The 26,414-nt window shown below is 68.4% G+C and carries 25 protein-coding genes and 1 pseudogene; 16 read left to right on the top strand and 10 right to left on the bottom strand.

Translation table 11 applies throughout. The features are described 5' to 3' along the window. Positions 1–4 precede the first annotated feature (4 nt). Entirely contained in the window at positions 5–457 is a 453-nt protein-coding gene (locus tag AC3DE2_RS19460; RefSeq protein WP_295377806.1) for a DUF3106 domain-containing protein, read from the top strand. A 29-nt stretch (positions 458–486) separates the two neighbouring features. Here the strand turns inward: AC3DE2_RS19460 and AC3DE2_RS19455 are convergent, their stop codons facing one another. Together AC3DE2_RS19455 and AC3DE2_RS19450 are read right to left on the bottom strand one after the other, a co-directional pair. After that, on the bottom strand, positions 487–1,575 hold the full coding sequence (locus tag AC3DE2_RS19455) for an NAD(P) transhydrogenase subunit alpha (protein WP_488427462.1): 1,089 nt from the start codon (positions 1,573–1,575) through the stop codon (positions 487–489). 70 nt (positions 1,576–1,645) lie between these two features. After that, positions 1,646–3,931: a DUF1631 domain-containing protein gene (locus AC3DE2_RS19450; RefSeq protein WP_488427461.1), complete on the bottom strand. Its 2,286-nt coding sequence runs from the start codon at positions 3,929–3,931 to the stop codon at positions 1,646–1,648. 152 nt (positions 3,932–4,083) lie between these two features. Between AC3DE2_RS19450 and AC3DE2_RS19445 the strand changes: the two genes are divergently transcribed. From AC3DE2_RS19445 to AC3DE2_RS19435, 3 genes are read left to right on the top strand one after another with little or no spacing between them, the layout of a single operon-like run. Continuing rightward, positions 4,084–4,668 (top strand): nitroreductase family protein, encoded by a 585-nt coding sequence (locus AC3DE2_RS19445; RefSeq protein ID WP_488427460.1) that lies wholly within the window; start codon positions 4,084–4,086, stop codon positions 4,666–4,668. Continuing rightward, on the top strand, positions 4,658–5,581 hold the full coding sequence (locus tag AC3DE2_RS19440) for a 5'-3' exonuclease H3TH domain-containing protein (RefSeq protein ID WP_295377797.1): 924 nt from the start codon (positions 4,658–4,660) through the stop codon (positions 5,579–5,581). Before AC3DE2_RS19445 ends, AC3DE2_RS19440 begins: the two co-directional genes overlap by 11 nt. 60 nt (positions 5,582–5,641) lie before the next feature. Continuing rightward, complete coding sequence (locus tag AC3DE2_RS19435) at positions 5,642–6,208, top strand: NUDIX hydrolase (RefSeq protein ID WP_295377795.1); 567 nt, start codon at positions 5,642–5,644, stop codon at positions 6,206–6,208. A 10-nt stretch (positions 6,209–6,218) separates the two neighbouring features. Here AC3DE2_RS19435 and AC3DE2_RS19430 read toward each other — a convergent pair whose 3' ends face one another. Further along, complete coding sequence (locus tag AC3DE2_RS19430; RefSeq protein WP_488427459.1) at positions 6,219–7,097, bottom strand: LysR family transcriptional regulator; 879 nt, start codon at positions 7,095–7,097, stop codon at positions 6,219–6,221. Between the two features lie 86 nt (positions 7,098–7,183). On the opposite strand from AC3DE2_RS19430, the gene AC3DE2_RS19425 reads away from it, so the two are divergent. Beyond that, positions 7,184–7,669, top strand: a complete 486-nt coding sequence (locus tag AC3DE2_RS19425) for a multidrug/biocide efflux PACE transporter (protein WP_488427458.1) — start codon at positions 7,184–7,186, stop codon at positions 7,667–7,669. A 128-nt stretch (positions 7,670–7,797) separates the two neighbouring features. On the opposite strand, the pseudogene AC3DE2_RS19420 reads toward AC3DE2_RS19425, so the two are convergent. The 4 genes and pseudogenes from AC3DE2_RS19420 to AC3DE2_RS19405 form a co-directional block, all read right to left on the bottom strand. Next, a pseudogene (locus AC3DE2_RS19420) lies at positions 7,798–8,022 on the bottom strand (alkylphosphonate utilization protein); the annotation flags it as partial. 63 nt (positions 8,023–8,085) lie between these two features. After that, the gene (gene pip, locus AC3DE2_RS19415; protein WP_488427457.1) at positions 8,086–9,027 is read right to left on the bottom strand and encodes a prolyl aminopeptidase; all 942 of its coding nucleotides are present in this window, start codon (positions 9,025–9,027) and stop codon (positions 8,086–8,088) included. A 70-nt stretch (positions 9,028–9,097) separates the two neighbouring features. Next, positions 9,098–9,949, bottom strand: coding sequence for a peptide chain release factor N(5)-glutamine methyltransferase (gene prmC, locus AC3DE2_RS19410; RefSeq protein ID WP_488427456.1), 852 nt, complete (start codon positions 9,947–9,949; stop codon positions 9,098–9,100). Between the two features lie 37 nt (positions 9,950–9,986). Continuing rightward, positions 9,987–12,695 (bottom strand): M1 family metallopeptidase, encoded by a 2,709-nt coding sequence (locus AC3DE2_RS19405; protein WP_488427455.1) that lies wholly within the window; start codon positions 12,693–12,695, stop codon positions 9,987–9,989. A 254-nt stretch (positions 12,696–12,949) separates the two neighbouring features. On the opposite strand from AC3DE2_RS19405, the gene ahpC reads away from it, so the two are divergent. From ahpC to AC3DE2_RS19375, 6 genes are all read left to right on the top strand, one after another. Then, a complete protein-coding gene (gene ahpC, locus AC3DE2_RS19400; protein WP_295377783.1) occupies positions 12,950–13,513 on the top strand; it encodes an alkyl hydroperoxide reductase subunit C in 564 nt (187 codons plus the stop codon). 209 nt (positions 13,514–13,722) lie between these two features. Continuing rightward, the gene (gene ahpF / locus AC3DE2_RS19395; RefSeq protein WP_488427454.1) at positions 13,723–15,309 is read left to right on the top strand and encodes an alkyl hydroperoxide reductase subunit F; all 1,587 of its coding nucleotides are present in this window, start codon (positions 13,723–13,725) and stop codon (positions 15,307–15,309) included. A gap of 124 nt (positions 15,310–15,433) precedes the next feature. Then, positions 15,434–16,396: a DNA-binding transcriptional regulator OxyR gene (gene oxyR / locus AC3DE2_RS19390; RefSeq protein ID WP_295377778.1), complete on the top strand. Its 963-nt coding sequence runs from the start codon at positions 15,434–15,436 to the stop codon at positions 16,394–16,396. A gap of 121 nt (positions 16,397–16,517) precedes the next feature. Beyond that, a complete protein-coding gene (rnk, locus tag AC3DE2_RS19385) occupies positions 16,518–16,949 on the top strand; it encodes a nucleoside diphosphate kinase regulator (RefSeq protein ID WP_295377777.1) in 432 nt (143 codons plus the stop codon). A gap of 65 nt (positions 16,950–17,014) precedes the next feature. Next, positions 17,015–17,995 carry a transaldolase gene (locus AC3DE2_RS19380; protein ID WP_488427453.1) on the top strand — a complete coding sequence of 327 codons (981 nt, stop codon included), beginning with the start codon at positions 17,015–17,017 and terminating at the stop codon, positions 17,993–17,995. Continuing rightward, entirely contained in the window at positions 17,992–18,633 is a 642-nt protein-coding gene (locus AC3DE2_RS19375) for a hypothetical protein (protein WP_295377772.1), read from the top strand. Before AC3DE2_RS19380 ends, AC3DE2_RS19375 begins: the two co-directional genes overlap by 4 nt. A gap of 167 nt (positions 18,634–18,800) precedes the next feature. Here the strand turns inward: AC3DE2_RS19375 and msrA are convergent, their stop codons facing one another. After that, the gene (gene msrA, locus AC3DE2_RS19370) at positions 18,801–19,451 is read right to left on the bottom strand and encodes a peptide-methionine (S)-S-oxide reductase MsrA (RefSeq protein WP_488427452.1); all 651 of its coding nucleotides are present in this window, start codon (positions 19,449–19,451) and stop codon (positions 18,801–18,803) included. Between the two features lie 217 nt (positions 19,452–19,668). Between msrA and AC3DE2_RS19365 the strand changes: the two genes are divergently transcribed. Further along, positions 19,669–21,255 (top strand): peptide-N4-asparagine amidase, encoded by a 1,587-nt coding sequence (locus AC3DE2_RS19365; RefSeq protein WP_488427451.1) that lies wholly within the window; start codon positions 19,669–19,671, stop codon positions 21,253–21,255. A 252-nt stretch (positions 21,256–21,507) separates the two neighbouring features. Here AC3DE2_RS19365 and AC3DE2_RS19360 read toward each other — a convergent pair whose 3' ends face one another. Together AC3DE2_RS19360 and AC3DE2_RS19355 are read right to left on the bottom strand one after the other, a co-directional pair. Continuing rightward, positions 21,508–21,777: a putative signal transducing protein gene (locus AC3DE2_RS19360; protein WP_295377768.1), complete on the bottom strand. Its 270-nt coding sequence runs from the start codon at positions 21,775–21,777 to the stop codon at positions 21,508–21,510. A 44-nt stretch (positions 21,778–21,821) separates the two neighbouring features. Then, positions 21,822–22,490, bottom strand: a complete 669-nt coding sequence (locus AC3DE2_RS19355) for a glutathione S-transferase family protein (protein ID WP_488427450.1) — start codon at positions 22,488–22,490, stop codon at positions 21,822–21,824. Positions 22,491–22,597: 107 nt separating this feature from the next. Here AC3DE2_RS19355 and AC3DE2_RS19350 point away from each other — a divergent pair, with 107 nt between their 5' ends. From AC3DE2_RS19350 to AC3DE2_RS19335, 4 genes are all read left to right on the top strand, one after another. After that, positions 22,598–24,352 carry a glutamine--tRNA ligase/YqeY domain fusion protein gene (locus AC3DE2_RS19350; protein ID WP_488427449.1) on the top strand — a complete coding sequence of 585 codons (1,755 nt, stop codon included), beginning with the start codon at positions 22,598–22,600 and terminating at the stop codon, positions 24,350–24,352. Positions 24,353–24,354: 2 nt separating this feature from the next. Further along, on the top strand, positions 24,355–24,915 hold the full coding sequence (locus tag AC3DE2_RS19345; RefSeq protein WP_488427486.1) for a nucleoside deaminase: 561 nt from the start codon (positions 24,355–24,357) through the stop codon (positions 24,913–24,915). Positions 24,916–24,948: 33 nt separating this feature from the next. Continuing rightward, positions 24,949–25,995 (top strand): 23S rRNA (cytidine(2498)-2'-O)-methyltransferase RlmM, encoded by a 1,047-nt coding sequence (gene rlmM, locus AC3DE2_RS19340; RefSeq protein WP_295377761.1) that lies wholly within the window; start codon positions 24,949–24,951, stop codon positions 25,993–25,995. A gap of 76 nt (positions 25,996–26,071) precedes the next feature. After that, entirely contained in the window at positions 26,072–26,407 is a 336-nt protein-coding gene (locus AC3DE2_RS19335; RefSeq protein ID WP_295377759.1) for a hypothetical protein, read from the top strand. The last annotated feature ends 7 nt before the right edge of the window (positions 26,408–26,414 follow it).

The following is a 26,414-nucleotide window of genomic DNA, read 5'->3' as shown; positions in this document are numbered from 1 at the left end:
ACCGATGAAGACCCGTTATCCGCGTGTTTCCCTGTTGTCCCTGCTTTGCCTGGGACTGCTCTGGGCCGGCCAGGCGCTGGCGCAGCAGGCTGCCCCGGCGCCCGCGCCGCTGCCGGAATGGGACAAGCTCACGCCGCAGCAGCGCGAGATCCTGATCGCCCCGCTGCGCGACCGCTGGAACAGCGATCCCGCGAGCCGGCCGCGGATGCTGGAACATGGCCGGCGCTGGCAGCAGATGACCCCGGAACAGCGCTCCCAGGCGCGCCGCGGCATGCATCGCTTCGAGCACATGAATCCCGAACAGCGCGACCGCGCGCGCGCGCTGTTCCTGCGCATGCGCGAGATGCCGCCCGAACAGCGCGAGAAGCTGCGCGACGACTGGAAGAAGATGACCCCGGAACAGCGCCGCACCTGGCTGGAACAGCACCGTCCGAAGGATGACGCGCCCCGGCCCTGATGCCGCCTCGCCGGGTGCGCCCGGCGGCGTCAGGCCGCCGGTTCCGGCCAGCGGGTCTTCGCCAGCAGTTCGTCCTGCCAGTCGAAATCGACCGCGCCTTCCTTGAGGAACAGCGATACGAAGTTCAGCACGTTGCGCGCGTACATTTCACTGGCGTGCACCGCGCCCATGCTGGCGAGATTGAGCGGGCCGGCCACCGTCACGCCCTGGTGGTCGACGGTTTCGCCAGGACGAGTCGCCTCGCAGTTGCCGCCCGTCTCGGCGGCCAGATCGACAATCACGCTGCCCGGCTTCATGCCTTCCACCATCGCGGTGGTGATGATCTTCGGCGCAGGCCTGCCGGGAACGGCCGCGGTGCAGACGATCACGTCCACGCCCCTGAGGTGTTCGGCCAGCCGGCGCTGCTGTTCGGCTCGCTCCTCGTCGGTCAGCTGGCGGGCGTAACCGCCCTCGCCTGCCGCGCTCACGCCGAGATCCAGGAAGCGCCCGCCCAGCGATTCGATCTGCTCGCGGGTTTCCGGGCGCACGTCGAAACCCTCGACCTGCGCGCCCAGCCGCTTGGCGGTGGCCACCGCCTGCAGGCCGGCCACGCCGGCGCCGACGATCAGCACCTTGGAAGGACGGATGGTGCCGGCGGCCGTGGTCAGCATCGGGAAGAACCGGGGTGCCAGCTGCGCGGCGATCAGCACGGCCTTGTAGCCGGCCATGCCGGCCTGCGAACTCAACACGTCCATCGCCTGCGCGCGGGTGGTGCGCGGCAGGCGCTCCAGCGGGAACGCCAGCAATCCATGCGCCTGGATGGCCTCCGCGCGCGCCGGGTCGGCCTGCGGATGCAGCATGCCGACCAGCACCGCGCCGGATTTCAGGCCCGCCAGCGCATCGGCGGCCGGCGGCTGCACGCACAGCACCACGTCGGCGCTGGCGCGGGTGCCGGAATCGGCCGATCGCGCGCCGGCATCGGCATAGGCGCCATCGAGGAAACCGGCCGCGCGCCCGGCGTCGGCCTCGAAGCGGACCGAAGCCCCGGCCGCGACCATCTTCTTCACCGTTTCCGGGGTCGCGGCGACGCGCCGCTCGCCCGCCGCGGTTTCCTTCAGGACCAGAACCTCGACCGCCATGCCCACTCCGGTGCCGTTGTGTTGTCGGCCCCGATGCTAGCAAATGCGGGGCGGCGCCGGGCGCCGCGGATCAGGACGTGGCGCCGGGCCGCGCCGCGGGCTCGAGGCGATCGATCACGCCCTGCATCGCGCTGTCGAACGCGTCTTCCTCGATGTGCCGGCGCAGCCGGCCCAGCCGCACCATCGCCGCCAGTTCCTCCGGCGAGGCCACGCAGAAGCGCACGCCCCGGCGGTTGACGAACAGCAGGCGCGAGGAAATCGGGCTGACCCAGGACAGCTTGCCTGGCTGCACCTTGTTGTCCTTGTCGATGAAGTCCAGCCAGGTGCCGATCGCCAGCAGGCGGAAATGATCCGCATCGGTGTGATCGAACTCGAGGGTATCGGTGCCGCCCACGATCTGGATTGGAGTGTTCTCGTCTTCCGCCGGCTTCGGCAGGATGACCTGCGGCAACTCCGGCAACGACTTCTGCAGGTCCGGGCGCGAAGCCGCGATCGCCTGCAGGGTGTCGTGCAGCGCGTCGACCGCGCCATGCGCGGCATCGCTGTTCATGCCGACGCTGGCGAACACCTGCACCAGCCCGGGGCGCCAGGCCTGCAGCCAGGGCTTGCCGATGATCTGGCGCTGGGCTTCGGCCAGCTCCTCGAGCACGCCGTCGGCCAGCACCAGCGCGTCGCGCAGCGCGTTGCTGTCCTCGCCCTCGCGCAGCAGCGTCATGGTGACGTGGTGCGCCCACGGCTGGCGCAGGAATTCCTCGATCGCGCCGGGCAGGTCGCGGCCGTCGACGCGGGCGGACAGCTCGGCGTTCATGCGTGTGCGCGCGGTTTCCAGGCGCTCCTGCCCGCGCTGGATCTCGGCCGCGCGGCGCTCGGCGATCTCGATGCGGCGGCGGTGCTGATCCAGGAATGCGCGGAACTCTTCTTCCAGGGTCAGGAAGATCGCCAGGTTCTCGTTGAACTCGGCCACCAGCCGGTCCACCACTTCCTCGACCTTGGTCAGCAGGGTGCGCTCGGCCGCGCTCTCGCCATTGTTGCCCTCGCAGGCCTCGGCCAGCGCGTTGAGCAGCCGGCGGGCCGGATGGGTCTTCTGCACGAACATGCGCCGATCCAGCAGCGCCACCTTGACGAACGGCACCACCAGCCGGCCGATCAGTTCGCGCGGACGTCCTTCCAGATCGCGTTCGTCCAGCATCACGTCGAACAGCATGCCGACCAGATCGATCGCGTCCTCGTCGACCGGCGCCAGCCGCGCGGTGGACGGATCCACGCCCAGTTGCGTGGCGCTGCTGAGCACTTCGTTCTTCAACCGCTGCGCCAGCGACTCGCCGGTGTCGCCAATCGCCGCGCGCAGGGTCGCGCTGGGCGTGGACTGAAGCAACGACAGCACCGACAGCATTTCCCGCTGCGACAGATCCCGGGTGCCGAGGGCGCCGCGCGCATGTTCCTGGCCACGCTGGCCGCGGGATTCCTGCAGCAGGTGGTGCAGCGCCTCCAGCAGCACCGTCTGGGTGCCGGGCGCCTGCCCGTAGCCGCCCTCTTCCTGGGTTCCCCTGCCACCAGCGTGTGTCTCGCGGAAACCGGCCATCCGGTTGACGAAACGCGCCGCCCAGGCAGGCGCATGCATTTCCTCGTCCTGGAGTAGCGGTTCGCTGTCGAAGTTCTCCTGCCGCGGCGCCGGTGCGGGCGCGGGTGCCGGCTTGGGGCCGGCGGCCAGTTCCGGCGCCACGCCGGCCCGGACCAGGCGCTGGTCGAGTGCCTCGTAGATGCGGGCGACCAGCGGGACCAGTTCGCGCTCGCACAACTTGACCACCACCAGCCGCACTTCCAGCACCAGATCGCTCGTACCGAAGGCGACGTGCACTGCCGCGCCGATGTGTTCGGCGCCGATCGGGGTGTGTTCGCCATCGAGCGGGATGCCCGCCAGCACGGACAGCCGGCGTTCCAGCCGCACCAGCACCGGTTTGCAGTCGCGTGCCAGTACGGCCGCAAAGTTGCGCGCTGCCAGGCGCGATTCCAGTTCCTGTTCGGTGACCAGGCTCAGCCCGGAGGCGTCGCCGCGCACCAGCACTTCCTCGGCCGACAGCGGTTGTCCGGCTTCCAGCGAGCGCCAGGCCTCCAGCAGGGCGTCACGGAACCGGCCGATGATTTCATCCCGGCGGCGGCGGAGCTCGCGCATCGCGTCCAGGAACGCCATCTGCGACGGACCGGCGCGCTCGGCGCGATCGAACAGGGCATCGTCGAAACGTCCCAGCGCCTGGGTGAACGCATCGGCCAGCGGCGGCAGCACGGCATCGCGCGCCTGTCCGAGCAGGCGCGGGTCCGGTCCACTGCGAACGGTGGCGTGGGGGCTGTTCGTCATGCGCAAGGATCCCCGCCTTGGCAGGCGAAAGTTGCAAAAGACCTATTAAGGTCAGGCGACTCACACATCGTAGGAAATCCAGTGCGAACCTGGCGTGACCAGATCGGCACTTTGGCGCGGTGCAGCGGGAATGACAAGTTAAACTTGCCCGCATGTCCACCGCCTCCCCCCTCCAGTTCCTCGACGATCGCCGCTCGGTGCCTTCGCGCCAGCTCGGCGAACCCGGCCCGGACCCGGCCACCCTGCGGCGCATGCTGCAATCGGCCGCCCGCGTCCCTGACCACGGCAAGCTGGTGCCGTTCCGGTTCCTGCACATCACCGGCCCCGCCCGCCTGGCGCTGGGCGAGGCGCTGGCCGCGCGCACCCTGGCCCGCGATCCGGACGCCCCGGCCGCCGCCGTGGAAAAGGATCGCGCCCGGTTTTCCCACGCCCCCGACATCGTCACCGTGATCGCCCGACTGACCCCCGGCCACAAGGTGCCGGAACAGGAGCAGTTACTGAGTGCGGGCAGCGCCTGCTTCGCCCTGCTGCAGGCCGCCCAGGCCCTGGGTTTCGGCGCGCAATGGCTGACCGGCTGGATGGCCTACGACGAGGAAGTGGCGAAGCTGCTGGGTCTGGAGCCCCACGAGCGAATCGTCGGGTTCATCCATATCGGCACGCCGCGGATGGAAGCCCCCGAGCGCGAGCGGCCCGAGCCGGACGCCCTGCTCAGCGAATGGCGCCCCGATGGGCGCTGACGCGGCGCCGGCACAGGCGCGCCCGCTTTATCTGGTCGACGCCAGCCTGTACGTGTTCCGGGCCTGGCACTCGATGCCGGACGAATTCCATGACGCCGACGGCTGGCCGACCAATGCGGTCCACGGCTTCGCCCGCTTCCTGCTGGATCTGCTGGAACGGGAACGCCCCCGGCACATCGCCATCGCTTTCGACGAGGCACTGGACAGCTGTTTCCGCAACCGGATCTACCCGGCCTACAAGGCCAACCGCGAGCCGGCGCCGGAGGAACTGCGCAGGCAGTTCGGCCACTGCAAGGCGCTGTGCGCCGCATTGGGCCTGAACGTGCTGGCGCACCATGAGTATGAAGCCGACGATCTGATCGGCAGCGCGTTGCATGGCGCGCGTCCCGCCGGCTTCCGCGGCGTGATCATCTCCGCCGACAAGGACCTGTCGCAGTTGCTCTGGGATCACGACGAGCAATGGGATTTCGCCCGCGGCCATCGCTGGGGCATGACCGGGGTGAAGGCGCGCCACGGCGTGGAAGCCCGGCAGATCGCCGACTACCTGGCCCTGGCCGGGGACGCGGTCGACAACATTCCCGGCATCACCGGCATCGGCGCCAAGAGCGCGGCGGTGCTGCTGGCGCATTTCGGCAGCCTCGACGCCCTGCTCGCCCGTATCGACGAAGTGCCGTTCCTGCGCCTGCGCGGCGCCGCCGGCATCGCCGTTCGACTGCGCGAACAACGCGAGCATGCGCTGCTGTGGCGGCAGCTCACGACCATAGCGCTGGATGCGCCGCTGGGCACGCAGGAAACCGGATTCGGACGGGCGGTCGCCGATGGCGACGTGCTGCATGCGCTGTCCGAGGCACTGCGGTTCGGACCGATGACGCGGCGGCGACTGCTGGAAGCCGCCGGCCTTTCGGTCGCGTGATCGGCGCGCGGCGGCGCCCGCCGCCTACAAAACGTCATCGCCAGCCGTTAGCATCACGGCATGGATGACGCTTCCCGACACCGCAAGACCGCCACGCCCCGCACCGTCTACGAAGGCCGCTACCTGCGGATGGTCGAACGCGGCACCTGGGAGTACTCCGAGCGCACGCACAGCGGCGGGCTGGCGGCGATCATCATCGCGGTGACGCCCGATGATCGGGTGCTGTTCGTCGAGCAGTTCCGGGTGCCGCTGCAGGCCAACACCATCGAGATGCCGGCCGGCCTGGTCGGCGACATCCATGCCGATGAATCCATCGAGGTGTCGGCGATCCGCGAACTGGAAGAGGAAACCGGCTGGACCGCGGATCACGCCGAGGTCCTCCTGATCGGGCCCACCTCTTCCGGCAGCAGCAGCGAGAAGGTCGCCTTCGTGCGCGCGACCGGCCTGCGCAAGGTCGGTCCGGGCGGTGGCGATGGCGACGAGGACATCACCGTGCACGAGATCCCGCTGCGCGAGGCCGCCGCCTGGCTGACCGCCAGGCTGCGCGATGGCTACGAGCTGGACGCCAAGCTCTGGGCCGGCCTGTGGATGATCGAACACGACCTCGACGGCACGCCGCGCGCCTAGCCGCGCCCGGTCACCGCGATTCGGCCAGCAACCGCTCCAGCATCCAGCTCGCCGCCGGGCCCAGCGGCCGCCGCCGCGACCAGATGATGTCCACCGACTGGGTGCGCGGCCAACCGGGCACCTTCAGTTCCCTCAGCCTGCCGCCCGCGTAGCCGTTGACCAGCCAGCGCGGCAGCTCGGCCCAGCCGAAGCCGTGCACCGCCATCTCCAGCAACAACAGGTAGTTCGGCGCGGTCCAGCGGCCATCGCCGGCCGGCAGCGCGTCGTCCACGACACCTGGCCGGCCAACCGTGTTCAGCGCCAGGGACCGCCAGCCGGCCAGATCCTCGACCCGCACTTGCGGCAGGCGGGCCAGCGGGTGATCCAGGGCGACGAACAGGTCGAATTCCGCGCGCTCGGCCACCGTTGCCCAGCCCAGCTCCGGCGCGTAGTGTTCGCGCGCGGCCAGCAGCGCCAGGTGGGCGCGGCCTTCATCGACCAGTTCGATCAGGTCCTCGCGCTCGGCGAGCAGGCATTCGAATTCCAGGTCCGGATAGCGGCGATCCATTTCCGCCAGCAGGGCCTCGTAGCCGGCCGACTGGTAGGCATCGGACAGCGCCAGGGTCACCCGCGCCTCGCGTCCGCCCGCCAGTTCCGCCGCGACCCGCTGCAGGCGGTCGGAGGCGGCCAATACCTGCTCCACCCGGCTGGCCAGCACCTGGCCGGCCTCGGTCAGCCGGGGTTGCCGGCCCGAGCGGTCGAACAGGGTGACGCCGAGATCAATCTCCAGCCGGGCGATGGCCTCGCTGACCGTGGACTGGCGCTTGCCCAGGCGGCGCGCCGCCGCGCTGAAGGACCCCAGCGCCACGGCCTGGGCGAACGCCTGCAGGGATTCGGGAGATGGATTCATATATCGGTTTTACCGATGGATACCAACTTCCTCCCATCCTATCAGCCGATGAGAATGGCCGCATGCCGTCTTGCAGGAGATTTCCAATGAGCCCGAACCACCCCGTCACCGTCCGCAAAAGCCTCGGGGAACGCGTCCTCCACGCGCTCGCCTTCGAGGGCCTGGCCATCGCGCTGTCGGCGCCGGCGCTGGCCTGGCTGCTGGGCAAGTCGTTGCTGCACACCGGTGCGTTGACCCTGGCGGTCTCGACCCTGGCGATGCTGTGGAACATGGCCTTCAATGCGGCCTTCGATCGGGTCCAGCGGCATTTCGGCTTCCACCGCGGCGCGAAGGTCCGGGTCGTGCACGCGCTGCTGTTCGAACTGGGGCTCATCATCGCGACCGTCCCGCTGGCCGCCTGGTGGCTCTCGATCGGCCTGGTGCAGGCGTTCATGCTCGACATCGGCCTGCTGCTGTTCTTCCTGCCCTACACGCTGGGTTTCAACTGGGCTTATGACGTGCTGCGCGAACGCTGGCTGGCGCGTGACGGAGAATCCCCGCTGCAGACCGCCGACGCCCGCGGCCGGATGTAGGCAGCATCCAGCCCGGCCCCGGAAAGAAAAAGCCCGCGCCATCCGGCGCGGGCTTTTTTCGTTTCCGTGCAGGCACCGCGCACGGATGGCGTCGACGGCATCCGCTGCTGGCGGAGGAATCCGCCCGATCAGGCCTTCTTGAGGAATTCGGTGCGCAGCACCAGTCCCTTGACCTTGTCCACGTTGCACTCGATCAGTTCCTCGTCGTCGGTCAGGCGGATGTTCTTGACCAGGGTGCCGCGCTTGAGCGTCACCGAGGTGCCCTTCACTTTCAGGTCCTTGATCAGCGTCACCGCGTCGCCATTGGCGAGCACCGCGCCATTGCTGTCCTTGACCACGATCTGTTCTTCTTCCGACATCTTCTTCTCCAAGGGGCGGGCGCAGGCCCACCGGTAAAAATCCCCGGACGGGGCAAATCAGGCGAACGCGTCGGTGGCCCGCACCAGCGCGTCGATGTTCTCTTCCTCGAACGCGGAATGGCCCGAGGTCGGCGTGATCTCCAGGCGCCCCTTCGGCCAGGCCTTGTGCAGTTCCCACGCGTTGGCCACCGGGCATACCACGTCGTAGCGGCCGTGCACGATGACGCCGGGAATGTCGGCGATCCGCGGCGCGTCACGCAGCAGTTGATCCTCGACCTCGAAGAAACCGCCATTGACGAAGTAGTGATTCTCGATGCGGGCGAAGGCCAGCGCGAACTCGGCATCCTCGTGGCCGCTGACGAAATCCTGGTCCACCCGCAGGAAGCTGGTCGCGCCTTCCCACACGCTCCACGCACGCGCGGCCGCCAGCCGCACCGCGTGATCGTCGGAGGTCAGCCGGCGGTGGTAGGCGGAAATCAGGTCATGCCGCTCGACCGGCGGAATCGCCGCCAGATAGTGCTCCCAGGCATCCGGGAACAGGCGCGAGGCGCCTTCCTGGTAGAACCATTCCAGTTCCCAGCGCCGCAGCATGAAGATGCCGCGCAGCACCAGCGCGGTGACGTGTCGCGGATGGGCTTCGGCGTAGGCCAGCGCCAGGGTCGAGCCCCAACTACCGCCGAACACCTGCCAGCGTTCGACACCCAGCCGCGCGCGCAGCTTCTCGATATCGGCGACCAGATCCCAGGTGGTGTTGCCGACCAGATCCGCATGCGGCGTCGAACGGCCGGAGCCGCGCTGGTCGAACAGGATGATCCGGTACCTGGCCGGGTCGTGGAAACGCCGCATCTTCGGGCTGCAACCGCCGCCCGGGCCGCCGTGCAGCAGGACCACCGGCTTGCCGTCCGGATTGCCGCACTGCTCGTAGTACAGCGTGTGGCGATCGTCGACCTTCAAGGTGCCGGTGTCGTACGGTTCGATGTCCGGATAGAGCGTGCGCATGGCGATTCCCACGGAAAACAGGCGCCCATTCTAGCCGGCGCGGCCAAGGGCCGCTTCCGCGTGCGTCGGCTCAGCCCGGCCAGCGGCCCAGGGTGATGCGGTCGCGCGCCTCCAGATCCTGTTCGGTGGCGACGTCCACGAAACCCGTCCGCACCAGCAGATCGCGAATCGCCTCGCCCTGGTCCCAACCGTGTTCGAGCAGCAACCAGCCGCCCACGCGCAGATGCCCGGGCGCGCCGCCGACAATGATGCGGATGGCGTCGAGTCCGTCGACGCCGGAGGCCAGCGCGGACATCGGCTCGTGGCGCAAATCGCCCTGGCTCAGGTGGGGATCGGCATCGGCGATGTACGGGGGATTGCTGGCGATCAGGTCGAAGCGCCGTCCCGCCAGCGGCTGCCACCAGTCGCCCGCAAGGAAATCGACATTGCCGATGTCGTGCTCCCGCGCGTTGCGTCCGGCCATTGCCAACGCGCCGGCGCTGGCATCGGTGGCAACCACCCGCGCCTGCGGCCGCTCGCTGGCCAGCGCCAGCGCGATCGCGCCGCTGCCGGTGCCGAGGTCGGCCACCTCCAGCGCGCGTTCCACCGGCAGGCGCGCGAGCGCCAGTTCCACCAGCCGCTCGGTTTCCGGGCGTGGAATCAGGGTGTCGGGGCCGACCGCGAGGTCCAGCGTCCAGAAACCGCGGCGGCCGGTCAGGTAGGCGACCGGCTCACCGGCGAGCCGACGTTCCAGCAGTGCCTCGAAACGCGCGATGTCTTCCGCGTCCAACGGATCCCGCGCGTGCGCGAACAGCCAGGCGCGATCCCGTCCGAGCACGTGCGACAGCAGGAGCTCGGCGACATGGCGGCCGTCCTCGGCGGGAAGACGGCCGACCGCCTGCGACAGGCATTGGCTGACATCGGGTTGTCCGGAACTGCCCATCACGACACCTGCGACCCGCACGGCGCGGGCGCGCAGCTTACTGCAAAGCGCCGCCGAATCCCTTGGCCTGCTGCGCGTCGCGCAGTTCGGCGCACAGGCCGATGTTCTCCGCCTCCTGCTTCAGCGCGCGCGGCCCGCCCTCGACGGTTTTCATGCGTGCTTCGAACCGGGACAGCAGATCCGAGGCCTCCTGCTTGCTGCACATGCCCGCGCCGTACACCGAAACCAGCCGCGCGCCGGCCGGGGCCAGCGACGCTTCCAGGGTCTTGAAGTGGGTATCGACCCACTGGCGCAACGCGGGACGCGCGGCTTCCGCCTCCATCTGCGGCATCAACAGCGGCGCCAGTTCGTTCCGGCGCAGCAGTCCCTTTTCCAGGATGAAGCCGCGGGCGCGCTCGGCGAGCGGCGGCGCGCTCATGTTGCCCAGCGCTTCCAGCAGTTCGGTGCGGATCGCAGCGTCCTGCGTTGCCCGCAGGTGCTTCTCCAGCAGATCGAAGGTCGCCGCGTCGCCGGCGCGGGCCACGGCGGCCAGCGAGACCGCGCGCAGATCGCGCGGCACCGCTTCCGGATCCAGCTTGCCGGTGCCGGCGCCGCCGTCGGCTTTCTGGCCGATCACGGCGCGGCCACGACGCACCAGTTCGTCGCGCAGCTCCGTGCTGTCACCGGTGCGATACAGGAAGCCGATCAGGGTGCGGCGCAGGATCCGGGTGTCATCGCTTTCGCCCGGCTTCGGCTCCAGGCCGAGCGCCTGCAGGCGCGGGCCGTAAATCTTGCGCGCGTAGGCGGCGACCGCGGCCTTCTGCGCCTCGTCCTTGGCCAGATATTCCTTCATCCAGGCCAACTGCCCCATCGGCGCGGTCGCGGTCTGGCGCACCTCGGCCGCGGCCAGCTGCGGCACGCCGGCCAGATAGCCGGCCGCGTCGATGCTGCCGGCCTTGAACGCCGCTTCCAGCGAATCGGCGTAGACGCGCTGCTCGCGTTCGTCCAGTTGCGCGAAGGCCCCGGCCAGCTTGGCGGCGGCCTGCGTATCCAGCGCGAACCGGTAGTAGCCGTTGCCGTGTGCGTTCGGCATCACCCACGCCGGGCAGCTCCTGGCCTGGGTCAGCGGAACGGTCGTGGTCGCCTGTTCGACCAGGCTGCATTCGGAACGGACCTGGTCGCCATCCTGGTAGCGCACGCAGAACGGCATGCCCCAGGTCTGGCTGGCGCTGGCGGCCGAACCCAGCGGCAGGTAGCGGCGCTGCTGCAGCTTGAGCGACGGGGTCTTGCCGGCGCAATCCACTTCCACGTTCACGTAGGGCACGCCGGGCTGGTCGATGAAACTCTTGAAGGCGCGGTCGACGCCGGCCGGGTCCTTGCTCTGCGCCGCCACCGCGGCGATCAGGTCGCCGCTGGTGGCGTTGCCGCGCGCATGCGCCTTCAGGTAGCTGCGGATGCCGTCGCGGAACGGGATCTCGCCGATGTAGGTCTCGAACATCGACAGCACCGCGCCCCCCTTCTGGTAGGTGATGCCGTCGAACGCGGACTGGATCTCGGTGAAGTCGTTGATCGGTTCATGCACCCGGCGCGTGCTGACCAGGCTGTCCTCGCCCATCGCTTCCAGCGCGCCTTCCAGCAGGCCGCGATCGGCATGGAAATCCGGTTGCAGCTGGCCGGTGATCTTGGTGCCCATCCAGGTGGCGAACGCCTCGTTGAGCCAGAGGTCGTCCCACCACTTCATCGTCACCAGGTCACCGAACCACTGGTGTGCCAGCTCGTGCGCGCTGACGCCCCAGTACGCCTGGCGCTCGCGCGGGGTGGACTTCTCGTCCGGGAACATCAGGGTGTCGCGATAGACGATGAGTCCGGCGTTCTCCATCGCGCCGGCCCAGAAATCCGGGGCGGCGACGTTGTCGAGCTTGTCGAACGGATACGGCGTGCCGAAGTACTCTTCCAGTTGGGTGACGATCACCGGCGTGTTGTCCAGGGTGTAGCGCATGCGCTCGCCCTGCCCGTGCGCGGCGACGCCCCGCAGGGTGATCGGCGTGTCGCGGATGGCGGTGGCCGGGATGTCCGGCCCCTTCGGCACGTCCCACGGGCCGACCGCGAACGCGATCAGGTAGCTGGGCAGCGCCTCGGTGCGCGCGAAGGTGACCTTCTTCCAGCCATTGCCCAGCGACTCGGTCTTCAGCTCGCGGCTGTTGGCGACGGCCACGTCCTGCTCCGGCACGATCAGGGTGATGTCCCAGGGCTGCTTGAAGCTGGGTTCGTCGAAACCGGGGAAGGTGTTGCGCGCGCCCAGCGGCTCCATCTGGGTGATCACGTAATCACGGCCGTCCGGCTTGACCCGGTAGGCGCCCTGCAGTTGTCCGTACGGCGCCTCGAAGACGATTTCCAGCACCGCCTTGCCGGCGGGGATCGACTCGGCGGCGGTCAACCTGAGCACGCCCGACACGTCGGCCGATTCGGCCGCCAGCTTGAGCCGGCGTCCGTCGGGGAGGATCGCGATGGCCTGCCGGATGTCGAGGTCGCGGCCATGCATCCACAGGACGCGGGTGGCTTCCTTGACCTCGGCATCGATGCGGGTGGTACCGCTGAAGCGTTCCTGGCGCGGGTCCAGCCTCAGTTCCAGGTTGACCAGCGAAGGCACCACGGTGCGCGGCAACGGCCCCTTGGGAACGGCCGGCGCGGACTCGGCCGCGAATCCGGGCAACGAGGCCGCCAGCAAGAGTGCGCACGCCAGGGCGCTGCGACGCAATACGGTCATGTCCAATCCCCACAGTGGAAAACCGCTGAACTTACGGCCGGCCGGCGTGGGTGCCCCCCTGCCGAAAGTACCGATCCCCCGTGACTTGGACCGCAATCATCGAGTCCCCATATCGAAACCGAAGCTGACTGCGGCAATCAATAGACAGAATCTATTGATGTAATCTTATCAATCCATTGGATTGATTAGGCTACGCCTATTAACCTTCACTCCGTCGCTTCACCCTGTCCCTCCGCAACCCAAGAGGAAATCTGATGTCCCTGATCAACACCCAAGTCCAGCCGTTCAAGGCCACCGCGTTCCACGCCGGCGAGTTCGTCGAAGTCACCGACGCCAGCCTGAAGGGCAAGTGGTCCGTGCTCATCTTCATGCCGGCCGCCTTCACCTTCAATTGCCCGACCGAAGTGGAAGACGCCGCCGACAACTATGCCGAGTTCCAGAAGGCTGGCGCCGAGGTGTACATCGTCACCACGGATACCCACTTCTCGCACAAGGTGTGGCACGAAACCTCCCCGGCGGTGGGCAAGGCCCAGTTCCCGCTGGTCGGCGATCCGACCCACCAGCTGACCCGCGCGTTCGGCGTGCACATCGAGGAAGAAGGCCTGGCCCTGCGCGGCACCTTCATCATCAACCCGGAAGGCGTGATCAAGACCCTGGAAATCCACGACAACGCCATCGCGCGCGACGTGTCCGAAACCCTGCGCAAGCTGAAGGCCGCGCAGTTCGTCGCCAACAATCCCGGCCAGGTCTGCCCGGCCAAGTGGAAGGAAGGCGCCAAGACCATCGCTCCGTCGCTGGATCTGGTCGGCAAGATCTGATTTCCAAGCAGTACACGCTGTAACGGCGCCCGGGCGGCACGCCCGGGCGCTTTCCCCCGCAGACGGACGTTTGCACCAGCGGCCTGCGCCGCGCCAGTCCTCTCTCCCCTGGCTCCCTCCCTCCGGCCCAGGCCGCTACTGCAAACGCCCTTGCGGTCTCCCCGACCGCACCCGTGTTCTTCCTTCCGCTTTCACCAAGGAGTCCCCGCATGTTGGACGCGAACCTCAAGACCCAGCTCAAGGCCTACCTGGAAAAAGTCACCCGGCCGATCGTGATCACCGCGTCGCTGGACGACAGCGAGTCGTCGAAGGAGCTGCAGGCGCTGCTGGCGGATCTGGTCTCGCTGTCGGACCGGATCAGCGTGACCGAATCCCGCGACGACGATGAGCGCAAGCCCTCGTTCGCGCTGGGCACGCCAGGCCAGGACATCCACCTGCGCTTCGCCGGACTGCCGCTGGGCCACGAGTTCACCTCGCTGGTGCTGGCGCTGCTGCAGGTCGGCGGACATCCGTCGAAGCTGGGACAGGACGTGATCGAACAGATCCGCGGCCTGGACGGCGAGTACGTGTTCGAAACCTACTTCTCGCTGTCGTGCCAGAACTGCCCGGACGTGGTGCAGGCGCTGAACCTGATGAGTGTGCTGAACCCCAACATCCGCCACGTCGCCATCGACGGCGCGCTGTTCCAGCAGGAAGTCGAGTCGCGCGAAGTGATGTCGGTCCCGACCATCTTCCTCAACGGCCAGGTGTTCGGCGCGGGCCGCATGGGCGTGGAGGAAATCGTCGCCAAGCTCGACACCGGCGCGGCGTCCCGCGAGGCCGAGAAGATCAAGGCCAAGGCCCCCTACGACGTGCTGGTGATCGGCGGCGGTCCGGCCGGCGCGGCGGCGGCGATCTATGCCGCGCGCAAGGGCATCCGCACCGGCGTGGCGGCCGAGCGTTTCGGCGGCCAGGTGCTGGACACGATGGCGATCGAGAATTTCATCTCGGTGCCGTACACCGAAGGCCCCAAGCTGGCGGCCGCGCTGGAACAGCACGTCAAGGACTACAGCGTCGACGTGATGAACCTGCAGCGCGCCGAGAAGCTGGTGCCGGGCCAGGATCTGATCCAGGTGCAACTGGCCAATGGCGCATCGCTGAAGGCGAAAACCGTGATTCTGTCCACCGGCGCGCGCTGGCGGCAGATGAACGTGCCGGGCGAGGAACAGTACCGCAACAAGGGCGTGGCGTACTGCCCGCACTGCGACGGTCCGCTGTTCAAGGGCAAGCGGGTGGCGGTGATCGGCGGCGGCAACTCCGGTGTCGAGGCGGCCATTGATCTGGCCGGCATCGTCAGCCACGTGACCCTGATCGAGTTCGACGACAAGCTGCGCGCCGACGAAGTCCTGCAGCGCAAGCTGCGCAGCCTGCCGAACGTGCGCATCATCACCAGCGCGCAGACCACCGAAGTGCAGGGTGATGGCAGCAAGGTCACCGGCCTGGTCTACAAGGATCGCGCGGGCGGCGACAGCCATCGCATCGAACTGGAAGGCGTGTTCGTCCAGATCGGCCTGCTGCCCAACACCGAATGGCTGAAGGGCACCGTGGCGCTCTCGCCGCGTGGCGAGATCGAAGTGGACGCGCACGGCCGCACCTCGGTGCCGGGCGTGTTCGCCGCCGGCGATGCCACCACCGTGCCGTACAAGCAGATCGTCATCGCCATGGGTGAAGGCTCCAAGGCGGCGCTGAGTGCGTTCGACCACCTCATCCGCACCTCGGCCCCGGCCGAGATGCCGGAAGAAGCGGTCAGCGCCTGATACCGCCCTCCGCCGTCCGGGGACGCTTCTGCGCCCCCGGAATGGGCGTACTCTCTGGGGCGGATGAGCCTGTCGCGTCCGCCTCGGCAAGGCTGTCCACCGGTTTCCCAACGGACCCTCCCGGATGAACCTGCGCGACCTCAAATACCTGGTGGCCCTGGCCGATCACAAGCATTTCGGCCACGCGGCGGCGGCCTGCTTCGTCAGCCAACCCACCCTGTCCACCCAGATCAAGAAACTCGAGGAAGAACTGGGCGTGCCACTGGTCGAGCGCGCGCCGCGCAAGGTCATGCTGACCCCGGCCGGACGCGACGCCGCCGACCGCGCGCGCAGGATCGTGGCGGAAGTCGAGCAGATGAAGGAGGCCGCGCGGCGCAGCCAGGACCCGGAGGCAGGCACCGTGCGGCTGGGCATCTTCCCGACCCTCGGCCCTTACCTCTTGCCACACGTGGTGCCGCGGATCCGCGCGCGCTTCCCGCAGCTGGAACTGCTGCTGGTCGAGGAGAAGAGCGACGTGCTGCTGTCGCGCCTGCGCGAAGGCAAGCTCGATGCCGGCATCCTCGCGCTGCCGCTGCAGGACGATCAGCTGCATACCGAATTCCTGTTCGAGGAACCGTTCCTGCTGGCGGTGCCCGAGGCGCACCCGCTGGCGGCCCGCGACTCGCTGTCGCTGGGCGAACTGTCCGATCAGCAATTGCTGTTGCTGGAAGACGGCCATTGCCTGCGCGAGCAGGCGTTGGACGTCTGCCGCATCTCCGGCGCCAACGAGAAGTCCGAGTTCCGCGCCACCAGCCTGGAAACGCTGCGCCAGATGGTGGCGGCGAACGTCGGTATCACCTTGTTGCCCACCCTGGCGGTCAAGCCGCCGGTGGCGCGTTCGGACAGCATCCATCTGCTGGGCTTCACCGATTCGCACCCCAGTCGCCGGATAGCGATGGTCTGGCGCCGCAGTTCGGCGATGGCCGGCTTCCTGCAGGAACTGGCCAAGGTGTTCCGGGAATTGCCCTCGTCCCTGTTCGATCCAGAGGTGGATGTGAACCCCGCCGCAACCCGGGCCCGTGGCGTATCCCGCGCCCGCGCCGGCTGAACGCCGATGGCTTGAACCCGGGCCGGCAACCGGCTACGTTAGGCGCACAAACCAACCCCGAATGGGCGGCGCGGAAACGCGGCGCCCATTTCCTTGTTGCACACCCGAAAAAGAGGAACCCATGAGTACCGCGCATACCAGCGGCCTGCCGCCTTCGTTGATCATCTCCAGCCGCGACTTCAACCGGCTGGAAGCCCTGCTCGATACCCCCGCCCTGCGCCGCCTGCCGGCCGCGGTGGCCCTGATGAACGAACTCAATCGCGCCGAAGTGCTGCCTCCGGAACAGGTTCCCGATGGCGTCGTGACCATGCACTCCACCATCGACTGCGTCGATGAGCTGACCGGCGAGGATCACAACCTGACCCTGGTCTATCCGAATGAAGCCAACGTCGACAAGGGCTACGTCTCGGTGCTCGCCCCGGTCGGCAGCGCCCTGCTGGGCCTGTCCGTGGGCCAGACCATCGACTGGCAGGCACCCGGCGGCCGCCACCTGCGCCTGCGGGTCACCGGCATCCGCTACCAACCGGAAGCAAACGGCGAATTCCATCGTTGAACGCTGAACTGGCGGGCGGCGCGAGGCATACTGTGCCTCCCCTCTCGCCGTCCATGAGTATCGCGATGAATTCCCCCGTTTCCCCGTCCAAGCTGGCCCAGTTGCGTGAACTTTCGGTCGTAGTCGCCGACACCGGCGACTACGAGGCGATCAAGCGCCTGAAGCCGGTGGACTGCACCACCAACCCCACCCTGGTGAAGAAGGCGCTCGACCTGCCGGTCTACGCCGAACTCATCGAGCGCGAGCTCGGCTGGGCGCGTGGACAGGACGGTGACCGCGCGGCGATCGTCAACGAAGTGGCCGACCGCCTGACGGTCGGCGTCGGCGCCATGCTCAGCGCGCTGATTCCCGGCCGCGTGTCGACCGAGGTCGATGCCGACCTGGCCTACGACACCGCCGCGACCGTGGCCAAGGCGCGCAAGTTCGTCGCGATGTACGCCGAGCGCGGTATCGGCCGCGATCGCATCCTGATCAAGGTCGCCTCCACCTGGGAAGGTGTCGAAGCCGCACGCCAACTGCAGGCCGAAGGCATCGACTGCAACCTGACCCTGATCTTCAACCAGTCCCAGGCGATTGCCTGCGCCGAAGCCGGCGCCTTCCTGATCTCGCCCTTCGTCGGCCGCATCCTCGACTGGTATGTCGCCAATGGGCAGGCGCCCGCGGACATCGATGCCGATCCCGGCGTGGTGTTCGTGCGCGGCGTGTATGCCGAATTCAAGCGCCGCGGCTCGCCGACCGTGGTGATGGGCGCCTCGTTCCGCTCCACCGCGCAGATCGAAGCGCTGGCCGGCTGCGATCGCCTGACCATTTCACCGGATCTGCTGGAGAAGCTGGATCAGGATCACGGCGAACTGCCGCGCAAGCTCGCGCCGGTCGCAGCCGAGCCGGTGACCGCCGCGCCGATCACCGCGGACAGTTTCGCGGCGGCGATCGAAGCCGACCCGATGGCCAGGGAAAAGCTGGCCACCGGCATCGAGATCTTCGCCAAGGATCTGGTCGCCCTGCGCGACACCATCGCCCAGCGCCTGGCCGAAGCCACCGCTTGAGCCTGCGTACCCTGCTGATCCTGGGACTGCTGGCCGGCATCGCCGGCTGGTGGTTCTCGGATGTACGCAAGGGCCTCCGTGCCCCGGCCGCCGCGGCGGATCTGCGTCCGGAGTGCCCGCTGCCGGCACGCGTCGCCGCCGGCGGGGAACCGCTGCAGACGGATGTGCCTTCGGGCGTCCGTCCCTTCGCCTTGCAGGCCGCGACACTGACACCGCTCGCCGGCTTCAGCATCGATGCGCGCGTGCTTTCCCGCGAGGATTACCACAGCGGGCGCGAGTCGGATCTCTCGCCTCTGGATCTGGCGCTGGGGTGGCGGCGGATGTCGGAAGACACCGTGCTCGACGGCCTGAGCATCAGCCAGGGCTCCCGCTGGTACCACTACCGCTGGCGCGATCAGCCGCCGCTGGAACCTTCCGAAATCGCGCACAGCAGCGCGAACATGCACATGATTCCAGGCAGCGATGCGGTGGCGCGGGCGCTGGCGGAAATCCGCAAGGACGATCGCGTGCGCATCGACGGCTGGCTGGTCGAGGCCCAGGCATCGGATGGCTGGCGCTGGCGCAGTTCCACCTCGCGCACCGACAGCGGTGGCGGTGCCTGCGAAGTGGTCTACGTCTGCGCGGTGACGCGGCTGTAACCCGCCCTTTCCCTGCAGGAGCGACGTCAGTCGCGACCGCATCGGCGGACCGGAACACGTGCTCGCGCGCGCCTCTTTTCGTTGCCGTGCCCGGGCCGGCGGACGACCCCAGGCCACGGTCGCGACTGGCCTCGCTCCTACAGGTCGGTTCCGTCGTCCCTCGCTTGTCAGGCATCCAGCCCAATCGAGCAGCTCACGCCGGTGCCGCCAAGACCGCAGTAGCCGTTCGGATTCTTCGCCAGGTATTGCTGGTGGTAGTCCTCGGCGTAGTAGAACTCCGGCGCCGGATACAGGATCTCGGTGGTGATGTCGCCATGGCCGGCGGCGCGCAGGCGCTGCTGGTAGGCGTCGCGGCTGGCGATCGCGGCGTCATGCTGCGCCTGCGAATGGCACAGGATCGCCGAGCGGTACTGGGTGCCCAGGTCGTTGCCCTGGCGCATGCCCTGGGTGGGATCGTGGTTTTCCCAGAACACCCGCAGCAGTTCGTCGAAATCGATCCGCTTGGGGTCGTAGATCACCCGCACCACCTCGTTGTGCCCGGTCAGGCCCGAGCACACTTCCTCGTAGGTGGGATTGGGGGTACCACCGCCGGCGTAGCCGACCGCCGTGGTGTACACGCCCGGCAGGCTCCAGAACTTGCGTTCGGCGCCCCAGAAACAGCCCATCCCGAAGTCCACCTGCAGCAGGCCGGTGGCATCGGCGCGCAGCGGGCGGCCGTGGACGAAATGGCTGTTGTTCAGCGGCAGCGGATGGGCGCGGCCGGGCAGGATTTCCTCCGGGCGCGGCATGCGTTGTTTGTGCGCACCGATTCCGAGCATGGGACACCCCGCGTTTGATGGATGTCCGGGATCTGGGCCCTCGCCAGGCCGCTTTCAAGCACCATGGACTGTCGCAAGCGGGTGTTGCCGTGTAGGCTGCGGCGCTCCTCCCTGTTGCGCCCCCGCTTGGCCCGGCCCATCGCCGCCTCTTGAATTGGATCGATATAAACCAATGATTCCCCGTCTCGCCCTGCTCCTCTGCACCGCAGCCGCAACGATGCCCGCCCTCGCCGCCGACACCCGTCCACCCGCCGAATTCGGCGCCGACTGGGACGATCCGCGTACCGCCGAGCCGAAGGTGGTCCGGCCGGACATCCGCCACTGCACGGTGGAAATCGTCCGCCACGGCTTCGCCGACTTCGAACCGTACCGGCGGACGTTCACCCCGCCGGCGGACTGTCCCGGTCCCTGGCACAAGGTGGTGCTGGACCTGGAGGGCGGCGTGAAAGGGCGCCAGTACGATCGCATGGGCCAGATCAGCATCGGCGGCGTGACCGTCCTGCGCACCAGCACGCCCGAGCCGTCCCGCGAGGGCATCCGCTGGCAGGTCGAGAAGGACGTGAGCGCCTATGCGCCGCTGTTCGACCGCGAACAACCGGTGGTGATGGAACTGGGCAACCTGGTCAATGAGACCTACACCGGCGTGTTCGACATCCGTGCCAGCCTGACTTTCTATCCGGCCGATCCGGCGCATGCCCCGGCGGCGAGCGCGGAACGGATCGTGCCGCTGGACGGCGCCCACCGGGCCGGCGCGGACATGGTCGGCGGCTTCACCTTGCCGGCGGACGCGACACGTCTGGTCGCCGAGGTCTACGCCAACGGGTCCGGCGGTGGCTGCGAGGAGTTCTGGTACCTGAGCGTGCCGCGCAAGGAGTACTCCTGCCCCAGCGAATACGGTCCATATCGCGAACTGCAGGTACTGATCGACGGCAAGGTCGCGGGGCTGGCGATGCCGTATCCGCACATCTACACCGGTGGCTGGTCCAATCCCTTCCTGTGGTACGTGATACCCGCGCCGCATACGTTCGATCTGCATCCGCAACGCTTCGAGCTGACTCCCTTCATCGGCCTGCTCAACGACGGCAAGCCGCACGAACTGCGCGTGCGCGTGGTCGGGCTGGCCCACGACGCCGCCGGCTGGACATTGCTGCCCAACCTGCAGATCTGGCGCGACCCGAAGGGCATGCGGACGCGCGGCGAGCTGACTTCGCATGCGTTGGGCAAGCCCGGGCGCGAGGATGCCTTCGCCGAGGAAAACGGACGCACCGTGCTGCGTTCCAGAGGAGCGGGCGAGCTGGCTCTGGCGGGCTGGATCGAGACGTCCACGGGCCGCCGCGAGATCGAAGTCGCCTACCAGGTCGGCATGCAGAGCCGCCACGACTGGGACAAGGAGGAGTCGGACGACCGGCTGAAAGCCGAATGGACCGACCGCCAGCGGGTGACGACCCGAGCCGCCGGCCAGGCGCCGCGGGTCGAGGAACAGACGCTGGCCTTCAGCCTGGACGGCGGCATCCGCACCACGCCCGAAGCCGGCAATCCGCGCCTGACCACCGATCTGGTCATCCAGGCAGACGAGTCGACCCGGCGGCAACAGGGCGATGCCGCCGCCACCTGGACGAAGGTGGAGAACCGCTTCCAGGGCGAAGCCGGCTATACCCAGAAAGTGCCTCGCGAGCAGCGCCGGGCGACCGGCCATTCCCGCCAGGACTTCCGCAGGACAGACAGCGCGGGCAACTGCCAGGCCCACCGGCTGGCGACCGTCAACGGCTACTTCACCGAAGACGACACCACCTGCGGGCGCTGATGCCAATGGCCGGCAAGGCGCCACCCGGGCGCGCCATGCAATCTTTGCTTTCGTCGCCCCGCGCTCGGTGCCAGGGTGCCAGCGCTCGACGGACAACCCATCAGCCCCCTTGGAAAGGGGCGTGTGCCCGCGCAGCGGGTGACGGGGGATTTGCTGCGGAGTGGGAAAAGCAAATCCCCCTGCCCCCTTTTTCCGCTTTCAACAGCCCAATGGCTGGTCAAGGGGGAACCGAAGGCGCAGCGTTGCGGCCCGTCAGGCCGGCAGCGGACTTCCTTCCGGCGAATCCGCCGCGGGGTCTTCCCCTTCCGGCGGTCGCGCCAACGGCAGGCGGGCCACCACGTCCTGCGCTTCCGGCCAGGCCGGATCCGGCACGCACACCCGCAGCACGCCGAACAGCGGCAGTTCGCCCATGCCGCCCATCAGCGATTCGCCGAACACGAACGCCGGTAGCCCGGCGTCCTCCAGCGCATGCTTGACCAGATGGGCGTCGAACAGGTTGTCGGCCAGATAGACCACTCGCATCGGCAAATCTCCAGCAATCGCCGGCAGGCTACACCTTCCGGCCTTTACGGGGCCTTGCGCATGGCCTCGGTGCCGGGCACGGATTCGGTTTCCAGCGCCCCCGCCTCGCGCCACTCGCGCATCGCCGGCAGCGCGAACAGCGCCTGCATGTAGTCCTGCGCCACGGCGTCCACCGGCACGCCATACCCGTCGAAGCGGATCGCCACCGGTGCGAACATCGCGTCGACGATGCCGAAGCCGCCGCACAGGAAGTCGCCGCCCTGGCCGAACCGGCCGCGCAGCTCCGTCCACAACGCCTGCACCCGGTCGATGTCGCGCTGCGCGGTTTCATCCCAGCGGTAGGCGTCCGGCTGGCGGCGGCTGTTCATCGGCAGCTGGGTGCGCAATCCGGCGAATCCCGAGTGCATCTCGGCCGCAGCCACCCGTGCCAGCGCGCGCGCGGTCCGCTCGCGGGGCCAGCCGGCGCCGTCCAGCCAGCGCTCGTTGGCGTATTCGCAGATCGCCAGCGAGTCCCATAGGTGAAGCTCCCCGTCCCACAGCGCCGGCACCTTGCCGGTCGGGGAATAGCGCTTCACCTCGGCGAAGAACTCAGGCGTGTCCAGCGGCAGCCGGATCTCGTCGAACTCGACCCCGAACTGGCGCAGCAGCAGCCAGGGACGAAGCGACCAGGACGAGTAGTTCTTGTTGCCGATGATCAGGATGGGACGGCTCATGCACGGGTTCCAGCGGATGGAAAAGGGCCTACAGGATAGGCCGCCGCGACGCGGCCGGGGACCGGAACGGCTAAACTCTTGGTTTGCCCAGAATCGCCCAGCCCCGCATGTCCGAGACCACCGCCCCCATCGCCACCCAGCCGGATAACGCCGCCCCCGAAAAGCGGGACTTCATCCGCCAGATCGTGCGCGAGGACCTGGCCAGCGGCCGCCACCATGCCGTCAAGACCCGGTTCCCGCCGGAGCCCAACGGCTACCTGCACATCGGCCACGCCAAGGCGATCTGCCTGAATTTCGGCATCGCCGCCGAGTTCGGCGGCGTCTGCAACCTGCGCCTGGACGACACCAACCCGGCCAAGGAAGACCCCGAATACGTCGCCGCGATCCAGGACGACGTGCGTTGGCTGGGCTTCGACTGGCGCGACCTGCGCCACGCCTCGGACTACTTCGAGGTGTATTACCTGGCGGCCGAGAAGCTGATCCAGCAGGGCGATGCCTTCGTGTGCGACCTGACCCCGGAGCAGATCCGCGAGTATCGCGGCAGCCTGACCGAGCCGGGCCGCAATTCGCCGTGGCGGGATCGCTCCGTCGAGGAGAACCTGGATCTGTTCCGGCGCATGCGCGCGGGCGAGTTCGCCGACGGCGCGCGCACCCTGCGCGCCAGGATCGACATGGCCAGCGGCAACATCAACCTGCGCGATCCGGCGCTATACCGGATCAAGCACGTCGAGCACCAGAACACCGGCAACGCCTGGCCGATCTATCCGATGTACGACTACGCGCACTCGCTCGGCGACGCGGTGGAAGGCATCACCCACTCGCTGTGCACGCTGGAGTTCGAGGATCACCGCCCGTTGTACGACTGGTGCGTGGACAAGGTCGACCTGGCCCATCATCCGGAACTGCTGGCGCCGCTGCTGGACAAGGGCCTGCCGCGCGAAGCCGGCAAGCCGCGCCAGATCGAATTCTCACGCCTGAACTTCAACTACCTGGTGATGAGCAAGCGCAAGCTGCATGCACTGGTCACCGACCGGCTGGTCGAAGGTTGGGACGATCCGCGCATGCCGACCCTGCAGGGCATCCGTCGCCGCGGCTATACCCCGTCGGCGCTGCGCCTGATGGTGGATCGCGTGGGCATCAGCAAGCAGAACTCGCTGATCGACTACAGCGTGCTGGAAGGCGCGCTGCGCGATGATCTGGACGCCGCCGCGCCGCGCCGGATGGCGGTGATCGATCCGCTGAAGCTGGTCATCACCAACCTGCCGGACAGCCATGGCGAAACCCTGGTGTTCCCGAACCATCCCAAGGACGAAGGCTTCGGCTCGCGTGAAGTCCCGTTCTCCAACCAGTTGTGGATCGAGCGCGAGGACTTCGCCGAAGTCCCGCCGAAGGGCTTCAAGCGCCTGATTCCCGGTGGCGAAGTGCGCCTGCGCGGCGCCGGCATCTTCCGCTGCGATGGAGTGATCAAGGACAACGATGGCCAGGTCATCGAAATCCGCGGCGAGCTGGATCCCGAATCCCGCCCCGGCATGGCCGGCGCCGACCGCAAGATCAAGGGCACCATCCACTGGGTCAGCGCGCGTCATGCCGTCCCGGCGGAAATCCGTCTGTACGATCGCCTGTTCACCGTGGCGGATCCGGACGATGAAGCCGACGGCAAGAGCTATCGCGACTACCTGAATCCCGAATCCCGCCGCACCGTGCAGGGCTACGTGGAGCCGGCCGCCGCCGCGGCCAAGCCGGAACAGTCGTTCCAGTTCGAGCGCATCGGCTACTTCGTCGCCGATCGCTACGACCACGCCGCAGACAAGCCGGTGTTCAACCGCAGCGTGACCCTGCGCGACACCTGGGCCAAGGCATGAGCATGCTGTACGCCCAGGTCCACCTGACCCTGCCGGCGTGGGTGCATGACGCCGTCGACGGCGCGGCGGTGTTTCCGGGCGACGAGGACAAGGTCGGCCTGGCGATCGCGCTGTCGCGGCGCAACGTCGAAGCCGACACCGGCGGCCCGTTCGGTGCGGTCGTGTTCGGCCCGGATCATCGGGTCATCGCCATCGGCGTGAACCGGGTGATGCCGCATACCTGCTCGCTGGCGCATGCCGAGAACATGGCCTACATGCTGGCCCAGCAGCGCCTGCAGACGCCGCGCCTGAACGAGCGCGTCGGTCCGGTGACCCTGGCCACCTCGTCGCAGCCCTGCTGCCAGTGCTATGGCGCCACCGTCTGGGCCGGCATCAACCGCCTGCTGATCGGTGCGCGCGCCGAGGACGTGATGGAACTGACCGAGTTCGACGAAGGCCCGCTTCCCGCCGACTGGATCGGCGAGTTGAACAAGCGCGGCATCGAGGTGGTGCGCGACCTGCGCCGCGACGATGCGCGCGCGGTGCTGAAACACTACGGCGAATCCGGTGGCGACAAGTACTGATACCGCCGCCGCGCCCCGCCGCGGGGCGTGCGCGTGAGCGGCCTGCTGGGATTCTGCCGGCAGGGCTTCGAACCCGAACTCGCCGCGGAACTGACCGAGCGGGCGGCGCTCGCGGGCATCGCCGGTTATGCGCGCGCGCAGCGCAATGATGGCTACGTGGTGTTCGCCAGCGATGACGCCGAATCGCTTGACCGCGCCTTACCGTTGCGGGATCTGGTGTTCGCACGCCAGAAGCTGCGCGTGATCGCCGAACTGCGCGGGCTTGATCCGCGTGACCGTATCAGCCCGATGCTGGCGGCGCTGGAAGGCCAGCGTTTCGGCGACCTGTGGGTGGAGCACGCGGATTCGGATGCATCCAAACCGCTGGCCGGCCTGGCACGCAGCTTCGGCAACGCGCTGCGCCCGGCCCTGCGCAAGGCCGGCGTGCTGAGCACGCAGGACGATGCGCGCCTGCCGCGCCTGCACGTGGTGTTCGTGCAGGGCGATCACGCCTTCCTCACCCGCAGCGGGCCGCGCGACGGCTCGCCATGGCCGCAGGGTATTCCGCGCCTGAAGCTGCTGCCGGACGCGCCCTCTCGCTCTGCACTGAAACTGGAAGAGGCCCTGCTGGTGCTGCTGGACGCGGACGATCGCGCGCGCCTGCTCAAGCCCGGCATGACCGCCGCCGACCTGGGCGCCGCGCCCGGCGGCTGGACCTGGGTGCTGACCCGCCAGCACCTGCGCGTCACCAGCGTCGACAACGGTCCGCTGCGCCAGCACGTGCTGGATACCGGCCTGGTCGAACACCTGCGCGCCGACGGCTTCCACTGGAAACCCGCGCAGCCGCTGGACTGGATGGTCTGCGACATGGTCGAACAGCCGCGCCGGGTCGCCGAGCGCATGGCCGCCTGGTTCCGCGAGGGCTGGTGCCGGCACGCCATCTTCAATCTCAAGCTGCCGATGAAGAAGCGCTGGGACGAAACCCGGCTGTGCCTGGATCTGTTCGCCGAGCAGGCGTCGCGACCGTTGATCGTGCGGGCGCGCCAGCTCTATCACGACCGCGAGGAGATCACCGTGTTCGCGACGCCGCGGCACGCCTGACCGGCCGCAGCGCGATGCGGTCGGGTTACCATCCCGATCGTCCATCAGGCACCACCCCACGGTGCGCAGGAGTCCCATGGCCGCCACCTGGATCACCATCGCCGCGTCCTCGCTGCCGGAAATCATCCGGCTGGCGAAACCGCTGTTCACCCGCACGCCGCCGATCGACACCACCCAGGTCCAGCGGCTGGCAATCATCGACGAACAGATCACCGAGCTGCAGGCGGCCGCCACCCGCAACGCCGATTCGATCTCGCGGCTGGCCACTGACATGCAGAAGACCATCGAGGTGCTGCAGGTCGGAGCCGATCGCATGGAACGCCAGTTGCACCGCGCCAACCGGCTGGCCGCGATCGCCACCACGGTGGCGATACTGGCCTTCGCCACCGCGCTTTACGCCCTGGGCCGCTGAGGGATGC

Source organism: Pseudoxanthomonas sp. 68-E7 (genome assembly GCF_057773145.1).
The sequence above is the reverse complement of the archived record's forward strand: the minus strand, read 5'-3'. Positions and strand labels throughout refer to the sequence as shown.